Origin of the sequence: Nostoc sp. JL23 (assembly GCF_017115065.1) — a bacterium.
Classification (GTDB): domain Bacteria; phylum Cyanobacteriota; class Cyanobacteriia; order Cyanobacteriales; family Nostocaceae; genus Nostoc; species Nostoc punctiforme_A.
The window spans coordinates 16,107-35,821 of the sequence record NZ_JABXKN010000072.1 but is presented as its reverse complement, the minus strand read 5'-3'; the positions used below and the strand labels follow the sequence as shown (position 1 = coordinate 35,821).

At 41.9% G+C, this 19,715-nt stretch carries 19 protein-coding genes; 11 read left to right on the top strand and 8 right to left on the bottom strand.

From position 1 onward, the window contains the following. Positions 1–56: 56 nt before the first annotated feature. Positions 57–635 (bottom strand): phycobiliprotein lyase, encoded by a 579-nt coding sequence (locus HWQ42_RS14880; RefSeq protein WP_292813305.1) that lies wholly within the window; start codon positions 633–635, stop codon positions 57–59. A 114-nt stretch (positions 636–749) separates the two neighbouring features. Here HWQ42_RS14880 and HWQ42_RS14875 point away from each other — a divergent pair, with 114 nt between their 5' ends. After that, on the top strand, positions 750–1,589 hold the full coding sequence (locus tag HWQ42_RS14875) for a pentapeptide repeat-containing protein (protein WP_292813303.1): 840 nt from the start codon (positions 750–752) through the stop codon (positions 1,587–1,589). Between the two features lie 207 nt (positions 1,590–1,796). On the opposite strand, the gene HWQ42_RS14870 is transcribed toward HWQ42_RS14875, so the two are convergent. Next, positions 1,797–2,459, bottom strand: a complete 663-nt coding sequence (locus HWQ42_RS14870) for a HEAT repeat domain-containing protein (protein WP_292732691.1) — start codon at positions 2,457–2,459, stop codon at positions 1,797–1,799. Between the two features lie 156 nt (positions 2,460–2,615). Between HWQ42_RS14870 and HWQ42_RS14865 the strand changes: the two genes are divergently transcribed. The 7 genes from HWQ42_RS14865 (at position 2,616) to HWQ42_RS14835 (ending at position 9,023) form a co-directional block, all read left to right on the top strand. Then, a complete protein-coding gene (locus tag HWQ42_RS14865) occupies positions 2,616–3,194 on the top strand; it encodes a phycobilisome protein (RefSeq protein WP_292813301.1) in 579 nt (192 codons plus the stop codon). A 546-nt stretch (positions 3,195–3,740) separates the two neighbouring features. Beyond that, positions 3,741–4,604 carry a phycobilisome linker polypeptide gene (locus tag HWQ42_RS14860; protein WP_292813298.1) on the top strand — a complete coding sequence of 288 codons (864 nt, stop codon included), beginning with the start codon at positions 3,741–3,743 and terminating at the stop codon, positions 4,602–4,604. Between the two features lie 455 nt (positions 4,605–5,059). Then, a complete protein-coding gene (locus HWQ42_RS14855) occupies positions 5,060–5,818 on the top strand; it encodes a phycobilisome rod-core linker polypeptide (RefSeq protein WP_292813296.1) in 759 nt (252 codons plus the stop codon). A gap of 255 nt (positions 5,819–6,073) precedes the next feature. Further along, positions 6,074–6,610, top strand: coding sequence for a phycobiliprotein lyase (locus HWQ42_RS14850; protein ID WP_292732697.1), 537 nt, complete (start codon positions 6,074–6,076; stop codon positions 6,608–6,610). A 99-nt stretch (positions 6,611–6,709) separates the two neighbouring features. Beyond that, complete coding sequence (locus HWQ42_RS14845; RefSeq protein ID WP_334813495.1) at positions 6,710–7,339, top strand: chromophore lyase CpcT/CpeT; 630 nt, start codon at positions 6,710–6,712, stop codon at positions 7,337–7,339. Next, complete coding sequence (locus tag HWQ42_RS14840) at positions 7,333–7,671, top strand: CpeR family transcriptional regulator (RefSeq protein WP_292813294.1); 339 nt, start codon at positions 7,333–7,335, stop codon at positions 7,669–7,671. Before HWQ42_RS14845 ends, HWQ42_RS14840 begins: the two co-directional genes overlap by 7 nt. A gap of 344 nt (positions 7,672–8,015) precedes the next feature. Beyond that, the gene (locus HWQ42_RS14835; RefSeq protein WP_292813292.1) at positions 8,016–9,023 is read left to right on the top strand and encodes a phycobilisome rod-core linker polypeptide; all 1,008 of its coding nucleotides are present in this window, start codon (positions 8,016–8,018) and stop codon (positions 9,021–9,023) included. Positions 9,024–9,254: 231 nt separating this feature from the next. Here the strand turns inward: HWQ42_RS14835 and HWQ42_RS14830 are convergent, their stop codons facing one another. Beyond that, positions 9,255–10,013 (bottom strand): glutathione S-transferase family protein, encoded by a 759-nt coding sequence (locus tag HWQ42_RS14830; protein WP_292813289.1) that lies wholly within the window; start codon positions 10,011–10,013, stop codon positions 9,255–9,257. A 188-nt stretch (positions 10,014–10,201) separates the two neighbouring features. Here HWQ42_RS14830 and HWQ42_RS14825 point away from each other — a divergent pair, with 188 nt between their 5' ends. Next, positions 10,202–11,116, top strand: coding sequence for a M23 family metallopeptidase (locus tag HWQ42_RS14825; protein ID WP_292813286.1), 915 nt, complete (start codon positions 10,202–10,204; stop codon positions 11,114–11,116). 268 nt (positions 11,117–11,384) lie between these two features. Here the strand turns inward: HWQ42_RS14825 and HWQ42_RS14820 are convergent, their stop codons facing one another. Beyond that, positions 11,385–12,239, bottom strand: coding sequence for a cyanophycinase (locus tag HWQ42_RS14820; RefSeq protein ID WP_292813284.1), 855 nt, complete (start codon positions 12,237–12,239; stop codon positions 11,385–11,387). Positions 12,240–12,664: 425 nt separating this feature from the next. Then, the gene (locus HWQ42_RS14815) at positions 12,665–12,868 is read right to left on the bottom strand and encodes a hypothetical protein (protein WP_292813283.1); all 204 of its coding nucleotides are present in this window, start codon (positions 12,866–12,868) and stop codon (positions 12,665–12,667) included. Positions 12,869–13,199: 331 nt separating this feature from the next. On the opposite strand from HWQ42_RS14815, the gene HWQ42_RS14810 reads away from it, so the two are divergent. Both HWQ42_RS14810 and HWQ42_RS14805 read left to right on the top strand, forming a co-directional pair. Beyond that, positions 13,200–15,107, top strand: a complete 1,908-nt coding sequence (locus HWQ42_RS14810; protein ID WP_292813281.1) for an acetate--CoA ligase family protein — start codon at positions 13,200–13,202, stop codon at positions 15,105–15,107. Positions 15,108–15,319: 212 nt separating this feature from the next. Beyond that, positions 15,320–15,910, top strand: a complete 591-nt coding sequence (locus tag HWQ42_RS14805) for a thioredoxin family protein (RefSeq protein ID WP_292813278.1) — start codon at positions 15,320–15,322, stop codon at positions 15,908–15,910. 89 nt (positions 15,911–15,999) lie between these two features. Here HWQ42_RS14805 and HWQ42_RS14800 read toward each other — a convergent pair whose 3' ends face one another. The 3 genes from HWQ42_RS14800 to HWQ42_RS14790 form a co-directional block, all read right to left on the bottom strand. Beyond that, entirely contained in the window at positions 16,000–17,115 is a 1,116-nt protein-coding gene (locus HWQ42_RS14800; RefSeq protein ID WP_292813275.1) for a sensor domain-containing diguanylate cyclase, read from the bottom strand. 468 nt (positions 17,116–17,583) lie between these two features. Continuing rightward, positions 17,584–17,814 carry a DUF6737 family protein gene (locus HWQ42_RS14795; RefSeq protein WP_292732713.1) on the bottom strand — a complete coding sequence of 77 codons (231 nt, stop codon included), beginning with the start codon at positions 17,812–17,814 and terminating at the stop codon, positions 17,584–17,586. A 58-nt stretch (positions 17,815–17,872) separates the two neighbouring features. Further along, positions 17,873–19,492 (bottom strand): cyclic peptide export ABC transporter, encoded by a 1,620-nt coding sequence (locus HWQ42_RS14790; RefSeq protein ID WP_292813272.1) that lies wholly within the window; start codon positions 19,490–19,492, stop codon positions 17,873–17,875. Positions 19,493–19,715 lie beyond the last annotated feature (223 nt).

Below are 19,715 nucleotides of genomic sequence, written 5' to 3'. Positions count from 1 at the left end.
ATTGGGCATTGGTATGAGTTTAGTAATATCCCCTATTCCCTATTCCCCATTCCCCCCTAACGCCTAGCATGATTGCGACTGATCATTTGCTCCAAAACTTCTTGGGAAACACACCGACGCTCGGAACAATAAGTCATCAAGTTGATTCCGTTCATCATTCGTACTGTACTGACTCTGACACGAAAATCATCCGTAACAAACCAACAACGTTCCTGACCTTGATTGTTGTCATAGTCAGTATCAATTGTCAGCACTCCATCATCAGCAAACCGATATCGGCTCACAACTGGAATACTCTCAACATAGCCTTGGTTGCGAATCAGTTTTCCAGAACGCCTCGTTTCGTCGGGAACATCAACCAAAATCGCAGCATTATCGGTATTCGGTAGCCTGGTATCTAGGTTAGCCTGCCATGCAAAGCTAGCACCGCTTGTTGCTTTACTAGGATCTATCCCTTGGGCTTTACAAACTTCTTGGACTTTCGGATCGTCATTTCCCATGACTTTAATAATCAAATTTGACTCCCCCGACTCATCCGCCGCCGAGTCAAAATGATGAACGGCGCGTTCCGTAAACCATATACCCTCACTTTTACGGAAGAAGTCGATCATTGTCAAAGGCGGTATTATATGCATCTGTTTTGAAACCTCGTTTTATCAAATTTTGGCGTTATTAATACTAGTGATGAGATGAAGTCCCGATTTAGCTAAAGTGTAGAATAACTCCAAAAGTGATATTTTAATCAGCTGATGACAAATAGTGAAATTCAACTTATTACAAGCGTTCGCCCCAGTCCAACTCCAGAAATCTTAACAGCCCTCAAAAAAGGAATCCCTGTGGATTCGGTAGAGTTGTCCCAATTCAATCTAAAGGAAGTCGATTTCCGACAAGCTAACTTGAGTAAAGCCAAGCTATTAGGAGCCGACCTCAGTGAGGTGGTATTAAGTAATGTCGATTTGAGTGGTGCAGATTTGCGAGGCGCTAATCTGCGAGGAGCCGATTTGAGTGGGGCTAATTTGCACGGAGCCTATTTAAACCGTGCTGACCTCCAACAAGCAAATCTCAGTGGCGCAAATTTGGAGGGAGCCAAACTCCAAATAGCGCGTTATGATTCACAAACGAAATGGCCCGAAGAATATAACTACAAAGCTTCGGGAGCGGTAGGACCGGGTGCTAATCTCAATGGTGCTTTTCTGAATACAGCTTCTTTACGAAATGCAGATTTACAAGGTGCTAATCTGCGTGGAGCCTACCTGAGTGGCGCTGACTTGACAGGAGCCAATTTGCAAGGCGCTTATTTGAGTGGTGCTGATTTGACAAAAGCTTATTTGACAGGGGCTTGCTTACGAAATGCTCGATTGACTGGAGCCGATTTGCGGGATACAGACCTGCGAGCGACCGATCTCAGTGATGCAGAGATGGAGCATCTTCTCAGTATCGCTGGGGCAGATTTTACTCTTGCTCAAGGACTTACAGAAGCAACTAAAGCCATGCTTTCTAGCCGTCCATATTCAGAACTTGATGTTTGGAACGCCTATACGCGCACAACAACTCGTGAGAGTTTGAGTGCTTCACCAATACAATCCTGAGTAATGAGTTCAAAGTTGTGAGTTCAAAGTTATTATGATTTTGATCGCAATAATTGCATTGCGAACAAACTCACGCCGCTAAGTAAGTCGGCATAATAAAACCAAACTGTGTAAAGGAAAGTAAACAAGGCTCAAACTCTCTTTTCCCCTGCTCCCTACCCCCTGCCCCCTGCCTTATCCCAACGATAATTATTTACGCCGACTTAGTTATTGTGGCAACAAGTCTTCTAAAGCAGCTCCAACAACTCGGTGATCTTCATCCTGTCTGAGTTGATTTAGGGCTGCTTTAGCTTGCGGCTCATCAAATCGTTTGAGGGCATAGCTAACTCGCACCCGCATTCGCCAAGATTCATCATTCACCAACCTTAGTATTTGAGATAATGCCGCAGTATGTTGGCTAGAATCAGCCAGTAAGCCAAGTGCATCAACAGAAGATTCCTGAACTGTGAAATCTTCATCTTTTAAACCCTGAACGCATATATCAAATAGTTCTTCAGGGCAATCCATTTCAGCGATCGCAGCCAAAATGCTCCGCCTAACTAGCCAGTGGTCATCCTGATAATATGCCAAAACTAGATGAGAAACTGCAACTCTGCCAAATAGCGATAACGAATTTGCCGCCTCAGCCCGCACGTTGGGAGTATCATCAAATTTCATAATTTGCATCAAAGCTGCAAAAGATTCCGCTGATTGTTGATTACCCAAACCCCTAGCCACAAAAGAACGCACTAGAAATTCTGAGTCACGAAGTTTACTGGTGAGCAGAGGAACTGCAACTTCTGATTCATAACCATTGAGGGCAGCGATCGCCTTCAAACGATGGTGAAAATCTGGGTTCTTCAGTTCAGCTTGGATTTTATGGATTTCCATAAGTGCATTTGGTACAGCTATTCTTTATTTTAGGGCATTGGGCATTGGGCATTGGAAAAGAAGAGGCAGGAGACAGAAGTTCTTTAATTTTGAATTAATTTGTCCCCCTTGTCCCCAGCCCAATCCCCAATGCCCCATGCCCTATCCCCTAAATCAATGACTCAATTAAGCGAAACCGTTAAAGAATTAATAGCCAAAGCTAGAATTGTCAGCTTTGCTGGGTGGGAACAGTCCCATCCAAAAGAAGCGATCGCTATATTTCAAGCTGCGGATGATGCTTTTCGCTACCTAAGCGATGAAGATTTATTGCAGATTAAAACCTTGTCAGCCAATAATTCTGAGTTGATTCCTGTTGCTCAATTGTTACGCGATCGCGCCACCGAAATCGTTGATGAATCTAGGGAACAAGTGTTGGCAACTTATACCGAAATTATCCAGCCTGGAGGCGGTCTTTATCCAGCTGAACGCGCCCAAGCTTGCTGGCGAGATTTTTGGCATTTTCTTCGCTGCATTACTTATGGCATAGCAGGTGGCCACACTGAATATACAAATTCTACAGGACTGCACTATATGAATTTGCTCTATCAGGAATTACAAGTTCCATTGGATGCAATGATTTTAGGCTTAAAAAGCATCAAGGCTGCTAGTTTGAAACGCTGCCAAGGCGATCGGCAGCAAATTGCTCCCTATTTTGACCATTTAATCAGCCAACTAGCTACTTTCCAAATTCGATAATTGAAGAAGAATTCAGGAGTCAGAATAACTCTCGTGGGAGTCTTGTCGTACCTCTACAGGAAAGCAAGCTACGCGCAGTCTCTCGTAGAGAAGTGTCTCACAGAATTCAATTCTGAATTCTGAATTCTGTTTTATTACGCTAAAACTCTGACTAAGAGAGAATTTTAATTAATTTTACATTGCGTAATATAGTTGGATTTATTCATGCCCACTTATTGAGATAAACTTCAGTGACTCAGCGCGATTAATACTCTGGCTCAAGGGAATGGGATAGTACCATCACTTGTATCCCAATCGCAAATTCAATACTAAAAAAAAGCTAAAACTTTTTGAAACTATTATTTAACTTAACAAATTTTAATAAATATGGTTTCGGCATCGTATCACAATGTGTAAGGACAAATGATGCAAAAACTTAAAATCATCACGACTAATAAGGATTTAAAGTCTGTATGTCCCCTACTTTGTCACAATGATGTAAAGTTTTTTAACATCTGCTGAATATCCTTCTCATAAAATTTAGTTGTTAACTGGGAGATAGTTTGAATGGCTTTTGGACCAGCATCACGGTTAGGGGTCGCTCTGTTTGAAGACACCGATCCCATTGATCTGTGGCCAAGTCGCTCTAATGAGGAAGTTGAAACCGTAATTAGAACTGTCTACAAGCAAGTTCTAGGCAATGCTTATGTAATGGAGAGTGAGCGGCTTTCCGTTGCTGAATCTCAACTCAAACGGGGTGAAATTAGCGTTCGCGGGTTTGTGCGTCAAGTCGGGAAGTCGAAACTTTACCGTTCGCGGTTTTTTGATAGCACCCCTCGCTATCGGGCGATTGAATTAAATTTCAGACATTTCCTTGGTCGTGCGCCATTGGATCTAGAAGAAACGCGTATACATAGCACTATTCTGGATACAAAGGGCTTTGAGGCTGAGATTGATTCCTATCTAGACAGCGACGAATACCAAGAAACTTTTGGGGAAAACATTGTGCCTTATATTCGGGGCTACAAAACCGAAGCTATCCAGGGTTTGGTTCAGTTTACCCACTTATTCCAATTGGTACGTGGTTCCTCTAGCAGCAGCTTGAAAGGTGACTTAGCTGGCAAACAACCAAAATTAAACAGTCTGCTAATTCAAAGCACGCCTACTCCTGTAGTTTCACCAGCCAGTAAGGGTGCTGCATTCCGCAACCCAACATCTACTCCGAGGACTCGTCAAGGTGTGGGATCTGGTGATGATGGTAAGGTATACCGGATTGAAGTCACTGGCTACAAGGCAAATGTGGTAAATAGCATTTCCAAATTTCGCCGCAGTAACCAAGTCTTTTTCGTGCCATACAATAAGCTTTCCCAAGAGTATCAGCGAATTCACCAGCAGGGCGGTGCGATCGCTAGTATTACCCCTGTCAACTAAAGAATCGAAATTGGGGATTTAGAGATTAGGGACTGGGAAATAATTATGCTGTACTCAGTTTCTAGTCTTTCAATCCCCAGTGTTAATCATTCTATGATTTACACATAACTACACACGCTCAAGGGCAATACTCTGCAAAAAGCCGCTTTGCGTAGCTTGCTTCTACCTAGAAGTATGCAGATACATAAAATTGCCTTACTTGAAAAGAATGATTTTTGGCTATTGTTTGCGTAAATCCAGATCGCTCAAAAGTTAGCCAAAGCGATCGCTAATCTGGGGTTTGACCAATTCTGCTGTCAGTTGTCAAAAACGAAGATATTTAACACACTTTCACAAACTAAAGTTTTACAAAAGCTAGTCAGTAGCAAAAATAACTGACAACTGATGGGAAATTCTACCCCTTGTAGAGGTAGGATGCTCGGAAATTTAATTAGCGTTTTTCAGGAGATACTTCAATGTCACTTTGGGCTATTGATTCACCTACTGTTGAACTCCGTCCGAACACCAGCGAAAGTGAATTACAAACACTGATTCGGGCAGTTTACAAACAGGTTTTGGGTAATGCTCACTTGTTGGAAAGTGAGCGACTAGCCAGTGCTGAATCGCAATTGCGCGATCGCAAAATCAGCGTCCGTGAATTCGTTAACACCGTTGCCAAATCAGAACTTTATCAATCCCTGTTTTTCAACTCTTCTTCTCAGTATCGGTTCATTGAACTGAACTTCAAACATCTACTAGGGCGTCCTCCTGCCGATCAGGCAGAAATTTCCGAACACGTCCGCATCTACAACGAACAGGGCTATGATGCTGAGATCGAATCCTATATCGATAGCAACGAATATCAGCAGAATTTTGGCGAGAATATTGTTCCTTATGTTCGCAGCACCAGTTCCCAAATCGGAATTAAGAATGTTACCTTTAACCGCACCTTTAGCTTAGTCAGAGGATTCGCTAGCAGTGATAGCGATCGCAAAGCCAAACTGATCGGCGATATTGGTTCTAATTTACCCACATCCATCAAGGCTCCCGCCGCTGGTTCTAGTGTTAGCAGCACCGATAAACGCTTCTTGATTAAAGCTGTCAAAGGTGCAGGTAATTTCCGTACTCGTCTGGGCAATCTCGAATATATAGTTAACTACAACCAACTGTCTGGACAAGTGCAAAACATTCATCGCACAGGCGGCAAAATTATCAGTATCACTGAAGTTGCTTAGATTTGTCTAAGTAAGAGAGTAGGGACAAGAAGACAAGGAGACAAAAGAAAACTTCTAATTCCTAACTCTTGTACAGACGCGATTAATCGCGTCTGTACTCCTAACTCAGCACGGGCTAAACGCCCCGCTACCGCTAACAGCACTCTCAAATGCAGTTGTGGTCAAGCAGGCTAACATATAGACTAGGAGAATAACTTTCTTTTTTACCAAGATATCTCTTGGACTTTAAGCTACTTTTTTAAAATCACTTTTCTAATGGAAATTACTGAATTTTTTGAACTTTCGATTGGACGATGGCGATCGCAGCGTAGCGCTCATCATTTAGCATTCGCCCACTTTGAAGAAGTATTGTCTAACATTGAAATTGAGTCTTTATCCACCAACGATCCAGCAGTGGTGGCAATCTGTCAATTGTATGACACTGAACTAACCCGTATCACTCAACCCTTTCGGATGACTTGGGAAGGTGAGTCAGACTGGGACGATAAACCAATCTCTGGCAGTACTGTACTAGTACCAATTCCCGATGTCGAAAATCCTTCTAGAGGCAAACTCCTGCGGGATAAGGGATACGCTGAAACAATTCCAGCAGTGGCTAAATATCATCTGAGTGACGATGGTATTTTCACCCTTTTAACAGAGTATGAACTCGCTGCGGCTGAGGAGCGAATTTGGTTTGCTAACCCAAATCTTCGATTTCGGGTAGCAATGATTAAAACCAGTGATGGTAAAGGGGTGACAACAGCTTCCTTTTCTTCAGAAATTCGCTCTTTGTCAAGTTCAACAAGTTAGCAATATCAGGTTAAAACATAAAAAGAATACAAGCTCCTAAATTTATTTATGGGGATTGTAATGTCTGAAATTTGAATTTTGAATTTGGAGCGAAGCGACGTGACGATAGCGCCCAGCGAATCTAGCACCAACGCTAGCGATTTGCTCACCTTATCCTGTTGGATGGCAGGAGATTTTAGCAACTACCAGCAATCTTTTGCAAATCCCCAACTTTACGCCCACATTCACATTTATTTTCGTCCTTTACCATTGGAATTTTTTTCTGGTATCGGTTTTTATTCTGAACAAGCTTATGACCACGATTTATGGACACCCTATCGTCAAGGAGTACATCGACTAGTAAATTGGGGCGATCGCATCTATATCGAAAATTACAGCTTGAAAGATCCTATGCTTTATGCAGGTGCAGCTCGTGAATTAGATATCCTCAAAACCATTACCCCAGAAAGCATCGAACGGCGTTATCACTGTTCAATGATTTTCCAACGAGAAGGTGAAATGTTTCGAGGCAGTGTGGAACCAGGCAATCAATGTCTGATTCAACGCAATGGATGCCAGACATATCTTGTCAGCGAAGTAGAAATAACCGAGCGTACTTGGATAAGTCTAGATAAAGGTATGGATATTGAAACCCATAAACAAATATGGGGATCTACCGCTGGGCCATTGCAATTTGAAAAACGGGAAAGTTTTGCTGATGAATTACCTGCGGTGAGCGCATTATGTTGATTCAGCTTGAATCTGTTAAAACCAAAATGTTGCCTCCACTGGCTGAAAGAAAGATGCGCTGCTGGATTCGCAGCCGCCATTTGATTTGTTCGGGTAATTTTTTTATATTCGAGACATTAGAATATACAACGATTGAGAGATTCTCTGAATGCGTTGCTTCTTTAGGAGGGACAGTAATATCCGTTGACCCCATTAATAAAATCTGGATGGGCGATCATCGCCAAGTTATTTTATATCAGGCAAAAGCTAGTTTACATACACCTCATCATACTTTGAAACAATACTGGATAAAATACGGTGGTTTCTACACTAGATTTGATGAGCGTGCTTGAGAGTTACTATCCTGCGGAAATTATTCTGACAGACATCTATACTCCAATTCAAAATTAAGTTCTGAATTTTAAATACTCCCCAAGGGGGTTGACGGCTAATTGTTAATGTCTAGTTGCTAATTATCGATCGTGATTAGCTATTAGTTATTAACAGTTAGCCGTCTAAGTTTGTTAGAAAATGTAACTAAAAAACTCCCCGAAACTTGATAAGTTAATATCAATAACCAGTAATTAGTAAATCTTAAGTAGGGACTGTTATGGCTTTGCATTTTAGTATTGCCATCCTGCTATAGAAATTTTATTTTACTTGACAAATTAGTTCCTCTTACCCACAATAACCCAATATGCAGACCTTCTTAGACGAAGAAACCAGACGACGCCAATATCAAGCATTTCCCCAAACAGAACCCATCGAACTGTGGAATACTGCTTCAGTTGATGACATTGAAATTGTAATTCGAGCAGTTTATCGGCAAGTGTTGGGTAATGCCTACATCATGGAAAGTGAGCGGCTCGTAGTTCCAGAATCCCAACTCAAGCAAGGTATAATCGATGTGCGTGAGTTTGTGCGTCAGGTTGCCAAATCAGAGTTGTATCGCTCCAGATTTTTTGATAATGTTTACCGCTACCGGGCAATTGAACTGAACTTTAAGCACCTACTCGGACGCGCTCCCGATGACTACTCCGAGACGACACATCACAGCAACATTCTAGATAAGAAAGGTTTTGAAGCGGATATTGATTCTTATCTTGATAGTGACGAGTATCTAGATGCCTTTGGTGAGAACATAGTGCCATATTACCGGGGTTATAAAACTCAAACGGGCAAAAAGATATTGGAATTTACCAATATGTTACAATTGGTGCGGAGCAATTCTAGCAGTGATAAGAATTTAGCAACAAATAATGAACCTCAACTGGTGCGATCGCTAATTACCAACGCTCCTTACGGTAGACAGAAACTCACGGATATTAGTGCATTGCTGGCTGAAATATTCAAGCCCAAGCCAGAAACTGCTCCTCCAGTTAATACCTTTATTCCAGCTACCACAGCAGCCGAACAAAGCTTGCGGCAAAAGATTCAAGAGCAAGAAAGCCAGATTGCAACTTTGCAACAACAATTAGCAGACTTACGACCATTTGCCAGCATCGGTACAACAAAATTTAGTAGTAGTTGGCAGTCTTCCAGTTTACCCACCAGCACAGGTGAATATACATCTTTGCAACAGCAAGCTGACGCCCAAGAAAAACAGATTGCAGCTTTGCAAGAGCAAATTGCTGATTCCCGGCGGTCTGCGACAATTGGAGAAGCCCGATTGAATAAGTGGCGCAGTCGCGTTTTTAATGGCTAATTTCTCTAGTGTTTAGTTTTATCGGGTGGGTTAGGCAAGTTTAACTCACCCATTTTTTCACTACGAACAAATAAACTACTTTAACCCTAATTCGAGAAGCTGCTTGCAGGAAAGGGAGACAAAGCGTAGCTTTAGCGGGGTGGGGTTCTTCAGATTTAATAAGTAATTAAGGGGACAAGCTTCCGATGTAACACTATGGGCAATAGTGTTATATCTATACTTTTGCGCTAGTCAGCCAGTCGGTTGCTTGCCAGTGAAAACAGCTAATTGAGCGGCGAAAGCACGCTTGAAGGCGGGTCGCGCTTCGCCACGGGCGACATAGGTAGAGAGATTCGGATAGTCGTCCAACATACCCGAGTCTTTCAACCTGAGCAGCACTTCCACCATCATAAGGTCGCCTGCGCTGAATGCGCCATCGAGCCAGTCGGCATCTCCAAGGTGACTGGAAAGTTCTAAGAGCCGGTTACAGATGCGACCTTCGACGACACGCAGGCGCTGTTCGTACCAGGCCTGATCACGCTCTAAGTACGTGGCGATTTCTCGATCAACGATTGGCGGCTCCATCGTGTTAAGTGCGGCAAACATCCATGCGATCGCTCGCGCTCGACTATTCGCATCGTCTGGCAACAGCCCTGTATGGCGCTCCGCGATATGGAACACGATCGCCCCCGACTCGAACAGGGCGAGATCACCTGACTCATAGGTTGGAATTTGCCCGAAAGGATGAAGCGCACGGTGCGCGGGTTGCTTCATCTCACTGAACGAAACAAGACGAACGTTGTAAGGTTGGCCCACTTCTTCGAGCGCCCAGCGAACGCGCATGTCACGCGCCAGTCCCTTGCCGCCATCAGGCGACCGTTCAAAGACGGTAATAGTGGGTGTCATTGGAAGGGTCATGGTGATTTCTCCTTTTGGTCCAATTTTCTGCTTTGGGTGTGTGTTCTGTCCGGCAAGAACAGCAACTCTAGATATCAGCATCAAAGCTGGCATTAAAAGCACCGGCGGAACTATCGCAAAAAGACAGATGTAACACTATTATCAATAGTGTTACATTTTGCGCTTGTCATGCTTTAGTCTAAACTCCAGTCACTAAAGATTTCCTGATATTTTCCGAGTAAGCTTGAAACAACAAATAATCAGAAAGTGTCTGAATTATTGTTCTAATAGACTTACAACTTATGAAAAAACCTATAGTTTATCGATACCGTACTTATGGACTAGTTGGGTTAATATCCTTAAGCGCTGTATTAACTACACCTACATCTGCCTTAACACAATTGGCAGGCGATTCCTCAATTGGGCAAACTCCTATCCCTGCTTCTAACTTAATCTGGCCAACGAAAGGGTTTATTTCTCAAGGCTTCCGCAAATATCAACATGAAGGCATTGATATTGCAGGGTCGTCTGGAACTCCTGTTGTTGCTGCGGCATCCGGTACAGTTCTTAAAGCAGGTTGGGATAATTGGGGATTAGGAAATGCCATAACTATTAAACATCTCGACGGCAGCATTACTGTTTATGGCCACAATCGCCGTTTGTTGGTGAGCAAAGGTGAACAGGTCATTCAAGGTCAAATTATTGCCGAGATGGGATCTACAGGCAATAGTACAGCACCTCATCTGCACTTTGAAGTTCATCCAAATGGTCGAATAGCAATTGACCCCCTTCGTTTGTTGACATCCGTAACTGCAAGTGTTGGCTCCGGTTCTAAAGTTCAGCAAGTGGATAACTCGAACCGCCCAATCTCACTATCCCCAGTAGCAAATCAAGTTTCACCTTCACAGCCAATTCCAATAGGTTTTGCACCAGTAAGCGTTGATACTAAATGCAATGGAGTTACCATCATTGAAGGTGAGACTGCAAGCATTCGTGTAAAAGTCTGTGAAGAAAATGGTCAGTTATTTTATATTGGGCAATTGAAGCAAAACCCAAGCAAGCCTATAAAGATAACAGCTTTGAATATTGGTAAAAGTAGCTATCGAGCAGATAATGGGAGTTTTTATTATTTAGTCACTCCAGAAAAAGTGGAAGTTTGGCGAAATGGCAGTCAGATTCGTTCTGACAGTTTTTATAGTTTAACGAAATCGCCTTGATATTCTTCTTGATATCCCCTGCCTACCAAAGGTTGAGGCAGGGGTATTACAGCGATTAGTTGAAGAAGAATGCAGAATGCAGAAATCAGAATTCAGAACTCAGAATCAAGATGCTCTCTACGCGCCTCTTCTCCCAAAGCGAGAAGAGAAGGCTTTACGCTGCGCTATCTGCCAGTTGTACAGAATTCATTCTGACTTCTGACTCCTGACTTCTGACTCCTGAATTCTGTTCGATAAAACTTTCAGTTTAAATACACTTAACTTTTAGTTAAGTGTTAACTGAAGCAAGTGGTTGAGAGCCATTTGGCACAGAGACATTATTTAGGATAGGCTGACGAGTTTTCAGATCAAATTTGAAGCCATGTGGCAAAATATGAAGCTTTGCTCCACAAATCGCCAAAGACTCATCCTTCAAAATTTCGCCCATATTGTTATATGTAGCTTCTGATTCATCAACAATCGTAACGGCACCTGCACCAATTACTTCAATTTGGTTATCTGTTACTACCATAGCGGTATTTTCGTCAATCCCAAATCCTAAGACAGCAGGTTCTAGTATTAAAGCTGAAATCAAGCGTCCCAAGCGTCCACGCTGAGAAAAATGCTGGTCAATTACTACCCCTGGTAAAAATCCCATACCTGGGCCCATTTCAACAGTTTCAATCCGAGGATGTGTCTGCGAATCACCTTCCACAATCATTTTATCTGGCATCACAGCAGCTCCGGCACTTGTACCTGCAATCACTACGCCTTCAGAAAAGCGCTGGTGAATTGCCGCATCGATTTCGGTGTCCTTGAGGATGCTGGTAATACGAGCTTGATCTCCCCCTGTAAAAAATACCCCAGTTGCTTTCTTAATAGCTTCCAATGCAGTAGATGAAGATGCATCTTCACGGGTTTCTGTATCAATAATGCGAACAGTTTCAGCTCCTAGACGCTCAAACACTCTGATGTAATTTTCTCCTACTTCTCTTGGTAGTTCTGTTGCTGCTGTCAGAATTACAATATACGCCTTTGTACCCCCAGCGCGTCGTACAAAGTCCCGCAAAATTACAGAATCTCCCTCTTTATCTTCGGCTCCCCCAATAATTACTAACTGCCTTTTAATATTACTTTCCACCATGATGACCCCTGGGATTTGAGTTAATAAATTTCACTAAAACATGACAATTCAATGTATCAAATCATCCCTTTGATAGATTCCTTGATAAAAGTAGGATTAACATTTGCGTAGACACATACCCCTACGGAGAAGCTACGCGGAGCGTCTGTCTGCGACACGCTGCGCGTTCGCGTAAGCGTCCCGCAGGGAACGTAGAGAAGCGGCTTGTCGTTAAACGTTGCAATTAGACCAAACAAAATATTTTTCTGAAAAATTATCTAATTTTTCATTCACTAAATCAAATCTACAACGTCAACTGCCTCTAAAAATATTTTCTAGAGGCATTATTGGCTATATTGCTAATTGTCGATTGGAGATTTATCGTGCAATGTGAGTAATTGGTATCGACTTTAGCTAGATGGAATTTAGATATCTAATGACAACTCCTAATGAACCCGACTTCTATAAAGTAAGTTAGTTAAGAAAAACCGTGCTTGTTCTAGTGGGAGATGTCTGGGTTTGCCTTGGTAGACAATTTGATACTCATCCATGTCTGCCCCATCTCCATGTCCAGAGATCAGCTTTTGGTGAAAAGCTTCATCAGCAAGTTCTCGAATCTCATCTCTTAGAGCAGCTTGTGTGCTATTCATAACTTTGCTGTTTTTTTTATGCTGTCTTTTTAATGCCTCATATTTACTTATACGATTTGTTGGATGAGTGTTGCACCTTTCAAAAGTTATATCTTTGATTCTTCATCAGGATGAATTGACTGTTCTTGATTTCTGGCAGCAGATTGGAGATTTAATTATGCCTTAAGATAGTTAAAAATGCTTAGTAATAGAGTTACCTTGGGTTCGGATTAGCTCAGTGGCACAGCCATCACTCTCCAAAATTAACCTGAGCTAATCTACAATCAATAAGTCTGAGTAACCACAATTCAGCATTAAAATTTTAGGGTGTTTAGCCGAAGGTTCGTAATCAATGGTTCTACAAAAAAGCAGTGAATTAGTCCGCATTAATGCTAGAAGAACAGATGTATTCGATATTTTCAACTTCAAGCATTACCTTGGCCCCAACCCTTATTTAGATGTAGGGGCGCTAGTATTTAATTTTGCTCTAATTGACTCTAGAGAGCCTTTGCCCATCGAAGATTATATTGCCAAAATTGGCGATCGCTATCCAAATCTTCGTGATCAAACCTACGAATCTTATGCCCATCTCTTTGCCCAAGTTGTGTCCGAAACCGGAAAATTGGACATGGATTTACACCTTAACCGCTGGAGTGTGAAGCCATATCCAAATCTCACGCGAGTTAGCATACAATCACTACATGAACGCACAACTAGAGAGGTAGTTTACTTTGTTTGGGATTGGTTTGAAGCCATTACCCAAGACGAAGACTTTGCCTTTGATGAGCAGTTGGTGAAGTTACAAGATAGATTTCGCGCATCTGTCTACGGTGGCCCCACAGTTTACGCCTTATTGCGAACAGCTTATGAGAAAGGTATCCCCGCCTTTTATTTGTGGGAAGAAGGATTGATGCAATACGGCTTAGGAAAAAACCATGTCCGGGGCGTAGCAACAACATTTAACTGTGATAGCCATCTAGATTCGGAGTTTACTACCCGCAAAGATGATTGTAAGGCATTTTTGAAAACCTTGGGTTTCCCAGTGCCTGAAGGCAGTATTGTCTTTTCCGAGAAAGAAGCCTTGGCAGCAGCAAGAGAAATTGGCTACCCAGTGGCAGTTAAGCCAGTGGTAGGTCACAAAGGAATTGGCGTTACAGCTGATGTGCAAGACTCAAAAGAACTGATATCTGCTTATAATCGCTCAGTGGCAGCGATTCCCGAAAATCAGCAAACCCGAATAATTGTTGAGAAAAGCATCACAGGATCGGATTTTCGTATGTTGTGTGTCAATGGTCGATTCGTCGCCGCCACAGAACGCCGTCCAGCATCGGTTGTTGGTGATGGGTATTTAACGCTTGCAGAGTTAATTCGCCAAGAGAACCGCAAACCTGCACGTTTAGACACGCCAACCTCGCCGATGAGTAAAATTCAGATTGATGAAGCGATGGAACTCTACCTAGACGAACAGCGCTTATCATTAGACAGCGTGATTGAGAAAGGACGCACTGTTTACCTGCGTAAAGTCGCCAATCTTTCAGCCGGAGGTATGAGCATTGATGCAACCCCGACAGTTCATGATGACAATATTATCTTGGCGCAAGATATTGCCCAACATTTCCAATTGACTTGTCTAGGAATTGATGTTATCACCAAAAGTCTTGCAGAATCTTGGAAATCCAGTAACTTTGCTATCTTGGAAATCAATGCTGCACCAGGCGTTTTAATGCATCTTAAACCTTCTGTTGGTGAAAGTGTTGATGTGCCTTCTCATATTTTAGAAACCTTTTTTGAGTCGGGTGCAGATGCCAGGATACCAATTATTACCTTTAACAAAATCTCAGTTGAAGAACTGCAAGCGACGATTGACCATATCCTTTTGCAACATCCCAATTGGACAATAGGTGCTGTTTGTCGTGATGCCGTTTTTGTGAATCGCTCGAAAAAAGTATTAAGCAAAGATTACAACACTAATGTTCAAACTTTGCTGCGTCATCCCAAACTTGATTTACTAATTGCCGAGTACCCTGAAGACATCCTCGAAGAACAGGGCGTATTTTACCAGAATAGTAATATCGTAGTTTTGGATAATCCCACCGAAACCGAGATGATTTTGGTGCGGGATGTTTTCGATGGTTCAACTGTGGTGATTAGAAAAGGCAACGATATTTCTATTCGTCGCAAAGGGTTAATTGAAGATTATACTTTGGGTGAAGATGAACCATTTACGCGGGTTTATTTGAAGGAAACTGGAGCTTTGTAAGTTAAGTAAATAGGCGCTTCGGGATTGGAAGCAGGGGAGCAGGGGGCGCAGGGGAGAAGTAGCAGTAAGTCTTTCTTTGCCCTTTGCACCTCTGCCTCTTGTGCCCTATGCCCAATTCCTAGTTCAAGCTTCCAAAGCTGGAGAAATTAAAGAATGGCTGGAGTCGGCTAAACTAAAGAAGAAATTGCTTAATAAGTATTAATAATTCTGTTATGAGTACTGATTCACCTGTTAATTCTCCCGAAAAACCTGAATCTACATTCGGGAAGCGTCTGAGAAACTTCTTAATTGTAATGGTAGCGATCGCACTTAGCGTTTCCCTCGTCTTAGGATTGCGAACTGAAACAACCTCGGCAACTCTAGCCAAGTTAAGCGAGAATTCCACACCGTTAGAAGTAGCAATCAGTAACGGCAAACCATCTCTAGTCGAGTTTTATGCTGATTGGTGTACTGTCTGCCAGAAAATGGCACCAGATATTACTCAACTAGAAACAGAGTATGCTGACAAGATGAATTTTGTCATGCTGAATGTAGATAATACCAAGTGGCTGCCGGAAATGCTGAGATATCGAGTGGATGGAATTCCCCATTTTGTCTTTTTGAGTCAGCAAGGAGAAACCATCGCCCAAGCCATCGGCGATCAACCCCGAACGATTATGGCAAATAATTTAGAAGCTTTGGTTACTGGTTCGTCTCTCCCTTATGCTCAAGCTAGCGGCAAAGTTTCCAAATTTTCAGCCCCAGTAGCACCAACGGCGAATCAAGATGATCCCCGCAGTCATGGCAGCCAGGTAGTAAATTAAAATAATTCGTAATTCGTAATGACGCTCCTGCGTCGCTAACGCTGCGCTAACGTAATTCGTAGTTAAAGACTGTTATGTAATGGGATATTCTATGTAAGAGATTGCCGCTTTAACCGCTTTTGAGCATACATTAATTCGTCAGACCTAGCGATTAGTTGTTCTAGTGACATATTGCTGTCTGGTGAGTACCGCTCTATGCCGATACTCATCGAAAGTTTATAGCTACAGTTTTGCTGTTGATTAAAGTTGGCGATATTTGTTTGTAGACGCTCTTGGATACTATCAGCATCCTTAAAGTAGCTAGAGATGAAAACAATGAACTCATCCCCACCCAAGCGGGCAACAATATCTGAGTTCCGAAAAGTTTGCTTAAGTAATCGACCAGCATCAATAATCAAGGCATCTCCTATGTCATGACCAAGGGTGTCGTTAATCTGTTTTAGTCCATCTAAATCAATGAACATAACCCAGCAACACACTTTCATGCGGTAAGCAATTTTCAACTGCTGTGCAGCCATTAGGAAGAAAGCACGTCGGTTATGCAAACCTGTTAGTTCATCGATCAGCAATAACTGTCTTCCTTCGATCTCTGCTTGTTTGCGGTTGCGAACTTCCTGAATGAGTTCCATTTGAGCGATCGCCTGACGACTTAGGCGGCGCAGTGCATCTAACTGCTGGTAAGTTAGGTGATGAGGAATACTATCCAGAACACACAACGTCCCAATTGCAAAACCATCAGGCGTAATTAGAGGGACACCAGCATAAAAACGAATTTTGAGATTACCTTTGACTAAGGGATTGTTATTAAAGCGATCGTCTTTAATGGCGTTGGGAACCACTAATATATCTTCTGGTTGAAGAATGATATGGGAGCAAAAAGACCCATCTCTGGGTGTTTCGCTATTTGTTAGTCCAACCTTAGATTTAAACCATTCGCGATCGCTATCAACAAAAGTAATTAAAGCAATTGGAGTCTTACAAATATAGGCAGCAATAGCAGTTAGGTCATCAAAAGCTTGTTCGGGTAGGGTATCTAGAATATTGTAGCTCACCAGCGCTTTGAGCCTTTCTGCTTCATTATCAGGTAGAGTAACAACTTGAGTTTTCACAGATGAGTGTCTAAGCCTTAGCGAGGAAAGTCTGGAACGTTGTAAATTTTGGAACAACCGCAGCATTACCTTTCCAGCAACAAGGCTGCGTGACATTAACATTTCTGCAACGAAAATAAATATTCGGTTGAATATACAGAAATATTCTATTATATGATGTTCTTCATGCCTTTGGTTTGCTCTGTTATTCATGTCATCCTAACTTTACCTGTGCAAATTCCCTAAGTAAGTATGTAGATACTTACAAAGTCTTTTGCCCAAAGCCAACTTGAAAAGTATCAATATCAACTAAAAATTATCAAAACTTATTGTATTGTTAGATTTATTCATCATTTATTAATATGTTTGATACTACTAATTTTTTATACGTACATAAGTTACGAGCGAACATAGGGGCGCAAGACCTTGCGCCCCTAGCAATGTACAAATAATTTGGGATAATTTATTTTCTGTTAATCTCTTAGAAATCGGTTCGCAGAACTTCTTCTCACAATTTGCTGGAGTGATCGCTTTTACAGCACAGTCTTACTCATCTCTGCATATCTATGCAAAGATAATACCATATTACTCTTTATACGACTCCAAAATTCCACTGCGAATCATTAGTTGTGGCCAAAAAAACACAAAAAATACCATCCATGTTCCTATAGGGATGGAAACGAGAACTGTTAGCCAGATAGTTTTAAATAATAACCAGCTACCACCAATCAGTGTTACACCTGTGAGAATTATAGACCAGGGTTGACACCACCAAGGTTTATAGTTCCAAGGATTTATGGGCTTTTGTTCAGACATTAGTTTTATTTAGTCAAACTCCAAATATTCTTTTAACAATTATGATTGTTTTAACAGATTAAGTTTTATCGTACTCTATTTTTCCATAGTCAAGTTTGATAATTCGGTCTGCTAAATGAAAATAGCGATCGTCATGGCTAATCACTAACACTGTTTTACCCCGCGATCGCAGTTCTGGGAGAAGTTGAGTGTAGAATATTTCTTTGAATACTGGATCTTGATCGGCTGCCCACTCATCAAATAGATAAATTGGTCGATCTTCTAAGTAAGCTGTCAGCAAAGCTAGGCGTTTCCGTTGTCCTTGAGAAAGAGAAGTGGTAGAAAGTTGCCCATTTTCAACTTTCACTTTATGGTCTAGTTGCAGTTGTTTTAAATATTTTTTCGCTTGAGCGTCCAAGTCAGAATTTTTTAATCCCAAAAGTTCTTCAAATAAATAAAAGTCGGAAAATACCACAGAAAAATGCTGGCGATACCATTCTCGATTCTGTTCGTTAATTAACTCCTCATCAAACCAGGCTTCGCCGTTTTCTGGGACATAAAGCCCAGTAATTAGTTTGGCTAATGTAGATTTACCGCTACCATTACCGCCGACTATAAAAACTAATTCTTGAGGATAGAGTGTTAGATCGATGGGCCCAAAAATAAAGCTATTGTCTTCTTTATCTGTGTAGTAACTGTGAGTAACACTTTTAAATTTTAAGCTGTGCCAGTCAGATTTCAGGGCAGGTGGAATAGTGGATATTTCAGTTCGACTAGCTAAAGATAAACCCAGTGATTCGATTTTTTGTAAAGCAATACTGGCTTTGCTCAATAGAGGAAGTTTACTGATAATGTTATCCATTGGTAACACCAAGTAAGTGAAAGTCAAAATATAGCCAGAGAGAGTTTCGGGATTGATGGTGAGCAGATTCGGCAGCACGAATAATACAAAACCGAGAGCAAAAAAGAATATGAGTTGACCCCAGCTTGAAGTTATGGCAAAAAGGCTTAGACCATTAACGTTGTGATGACGAAACTCGTTAGCAGTTGATTGTAGTTTTTCTTCTAAAAAGTCTTCACGCCGCTTGTAATTTAGTTTGAGTTCCTTGACTCCTTCGGTAATAGTGCGAAAATGTTTAAACAGATGATCTTCATCTTCACGAGCTAGAGCCAGCAATTTCCCGCCTCTATTGAGTAGCCACTGACAACTAGCGATCGCAACTACTGAAATACCACAAACCATCAACAATACTAACCAAGAAAGCCAGGTTATATACGTTATACAACCCAGGACGATCGCTAAATTAATAAATATAAAAGGCATCTGATAAACAGCATTAGCCACCGCCTGAATATCTTCTGTTAAAGTTGCCAATAATCGAGGATTCCCTAAGCGTTCTAGATGACTCAACTCGGAAGCGAGAATCTGGCGACTCAAACGCATCCGTAATTGCAAAACTGCATTCTGAGAAAGACGAATCAGCATCACTTGAGAAATGATACTGGTAATTAGTGCAACAATTGCCAGCCCCGCAAAACCCCAAATTATCGATGTGAGGCGGGAAGCACTACCACTACTTGCAGCATGGCTAATTAAGGCAATCAAGCCAGCACTACTACCGCCACTCAAAAATCCAGTAGCGATCGCGATCGCCACCATCCCCCACGAAGAACGCAAAAGAAAGTAAATCAAATTCATGACAAATGCCTGTACCCATTTGGACACAACAAAAAATGAAAATCTTTCTTTTTATGTCCCATGCGCGATTTCCATAATTGTTGTTTGCCAACCAATTAAATTTGCATTGCTAGGGTAGATTTTATATTTTACCAGTTAAACACCCCTTCACATATCACCATGAATCAGGCACAAGGTAAGATTGGGCGATTTGTAATCGCTAGGACTTTGTTTTGAGCAAAAA

Excerpts from the sequence above, each read along its gene's own strand:
- HWQ42_RS14840 (WP_292813294.1), top strand. The coding sequence starts at position 7,333 with ATGTTGATTCAGCTTGAATCTGTTAAAACCAAAATGTTGCCTCCACTG.
- HWQ42_RS14800 (WP_292813275.1), bottom strand. The coding sequence starts at position 17,115 with ATGTCACGCAGCCTTGTTGCTGGAAAGGTAATGCTGCGGTTGTTCCAA.
- HWQ42_RS14870 (WP_292732691.1), bottom strand. The coding sequence starts at position 2,459 with ATGGAAATCCATAAAATCCAAGCTGAACTGAAGAACCCAGATTTTCAC.
- HWQ42_RS14805 (WP_292813278.1), top strand. The coding sequence starts at position 15,320 with ATGAGTACTGATTCACCTGTTAATTCTCCCGAAAAACCTGAATCTACA.
- HWQ42_RS14790 (WP_292813272.1), bottom strand. The coding sequence starts at position 19,492 with ATGAATTTGATTTACTTTCTTTTGCGTTCTTCGTGGGGGATGGTGGCG.
- HWQ42_RS14820 (WP_292813284.1), bottom strand. The coding sequence starts at position 12,239 with ATGGTGGAAAGTAATATTAAAAGGCAGTTAGTAATTATTGGGGGAGCC.
- HWQ42_RS14865 (WP_292813301.1), top strand. The coding sequence starts at position 2,616 with ATGACTCAATTAAGCGAAACCGTTAAAGAATTAATAGCCAAAGCTAGA.
- HWQ42_RS14880 (WP_292813305.1), bottom strand. The coding sequence starts at position 635 with ATGCATATAATACCGCCTTTGACAATGATCGACTTCTTCCGTAAAAGT.
- HWQ42_RS14855 (WP_292813296.1), top strand. The coding sequence starts at position 5,060 with ATGTCACTTTGGGCTATTGATTCACCTACTGTTGAACTCCGTCCGAAC.
- HWQ42_RS14830 (WP_292813289.1), bottom strand. The coding sequence starts at position 10,013 with ATGCCAGCTTTGATGCTGATATCTAGAGTTGCTGTTCTTGCCGGACAG.
- HWQ42_RS14835 (WP_292813292.1), top strand. The coding sequence starts at position 8,016 with ATGCAGACCTTCTTAGACGAAGAAACCAGACGACGCCAATATCAAGCA.
- HWQ42_RS14810 (WP_292813281.1), top strand. The coding sequence starts at position 13,200 with ATGGTTCTACAAAAAAGCAGTGAATTAGTCCGCATTAATGCTAGAAGA.
- HWQ42_RS14825 (WP_292813286.1), top strand. The coding sequence starts at position 10,202 with ATGAAAAAACCTATAGTTTATCGATACCGTACTTATGGACTAGTTGGG.
- HWQ42_RS14860 (WP_292813298.1), top strand. The coding sequence starts at position 3,741 with ATGGCTTTTGGACCAGCATCACGGTTAGGGGTCGCTCTGTTTGAAGAC.
- HWQ42_RS14875 (WP_292813303.1), top strand. The coding sequence starts at position 750 with ATGACAAATAGTGAAATTCAACTTATTACAAGCGTTCGCCCCAGTCCA.
- HWQ42_RS14850 (WP_292732697.1), top strand. The coding sequence starts at position 6,074 with ATGGAAATTACTGAATTTTTTGAACTTTCGATTGGACGATGGCGATCG.
- HWQ42_RS14795 (WP_292732713.1), bottom strand. The coding sequence starts at position 17,814 with ATGTCTGAACAAAAGCCCATAAATCCTTGGAACTATAAACCTTGGTGG.
- HWQ42_RS14815 (WP_292813283.1), bottom strand. The coding sequence starts at position 12,868 with ATGAATAGCACACAAGCTGCTCTAAGAGATGAGATTCGAGAACTTGCT.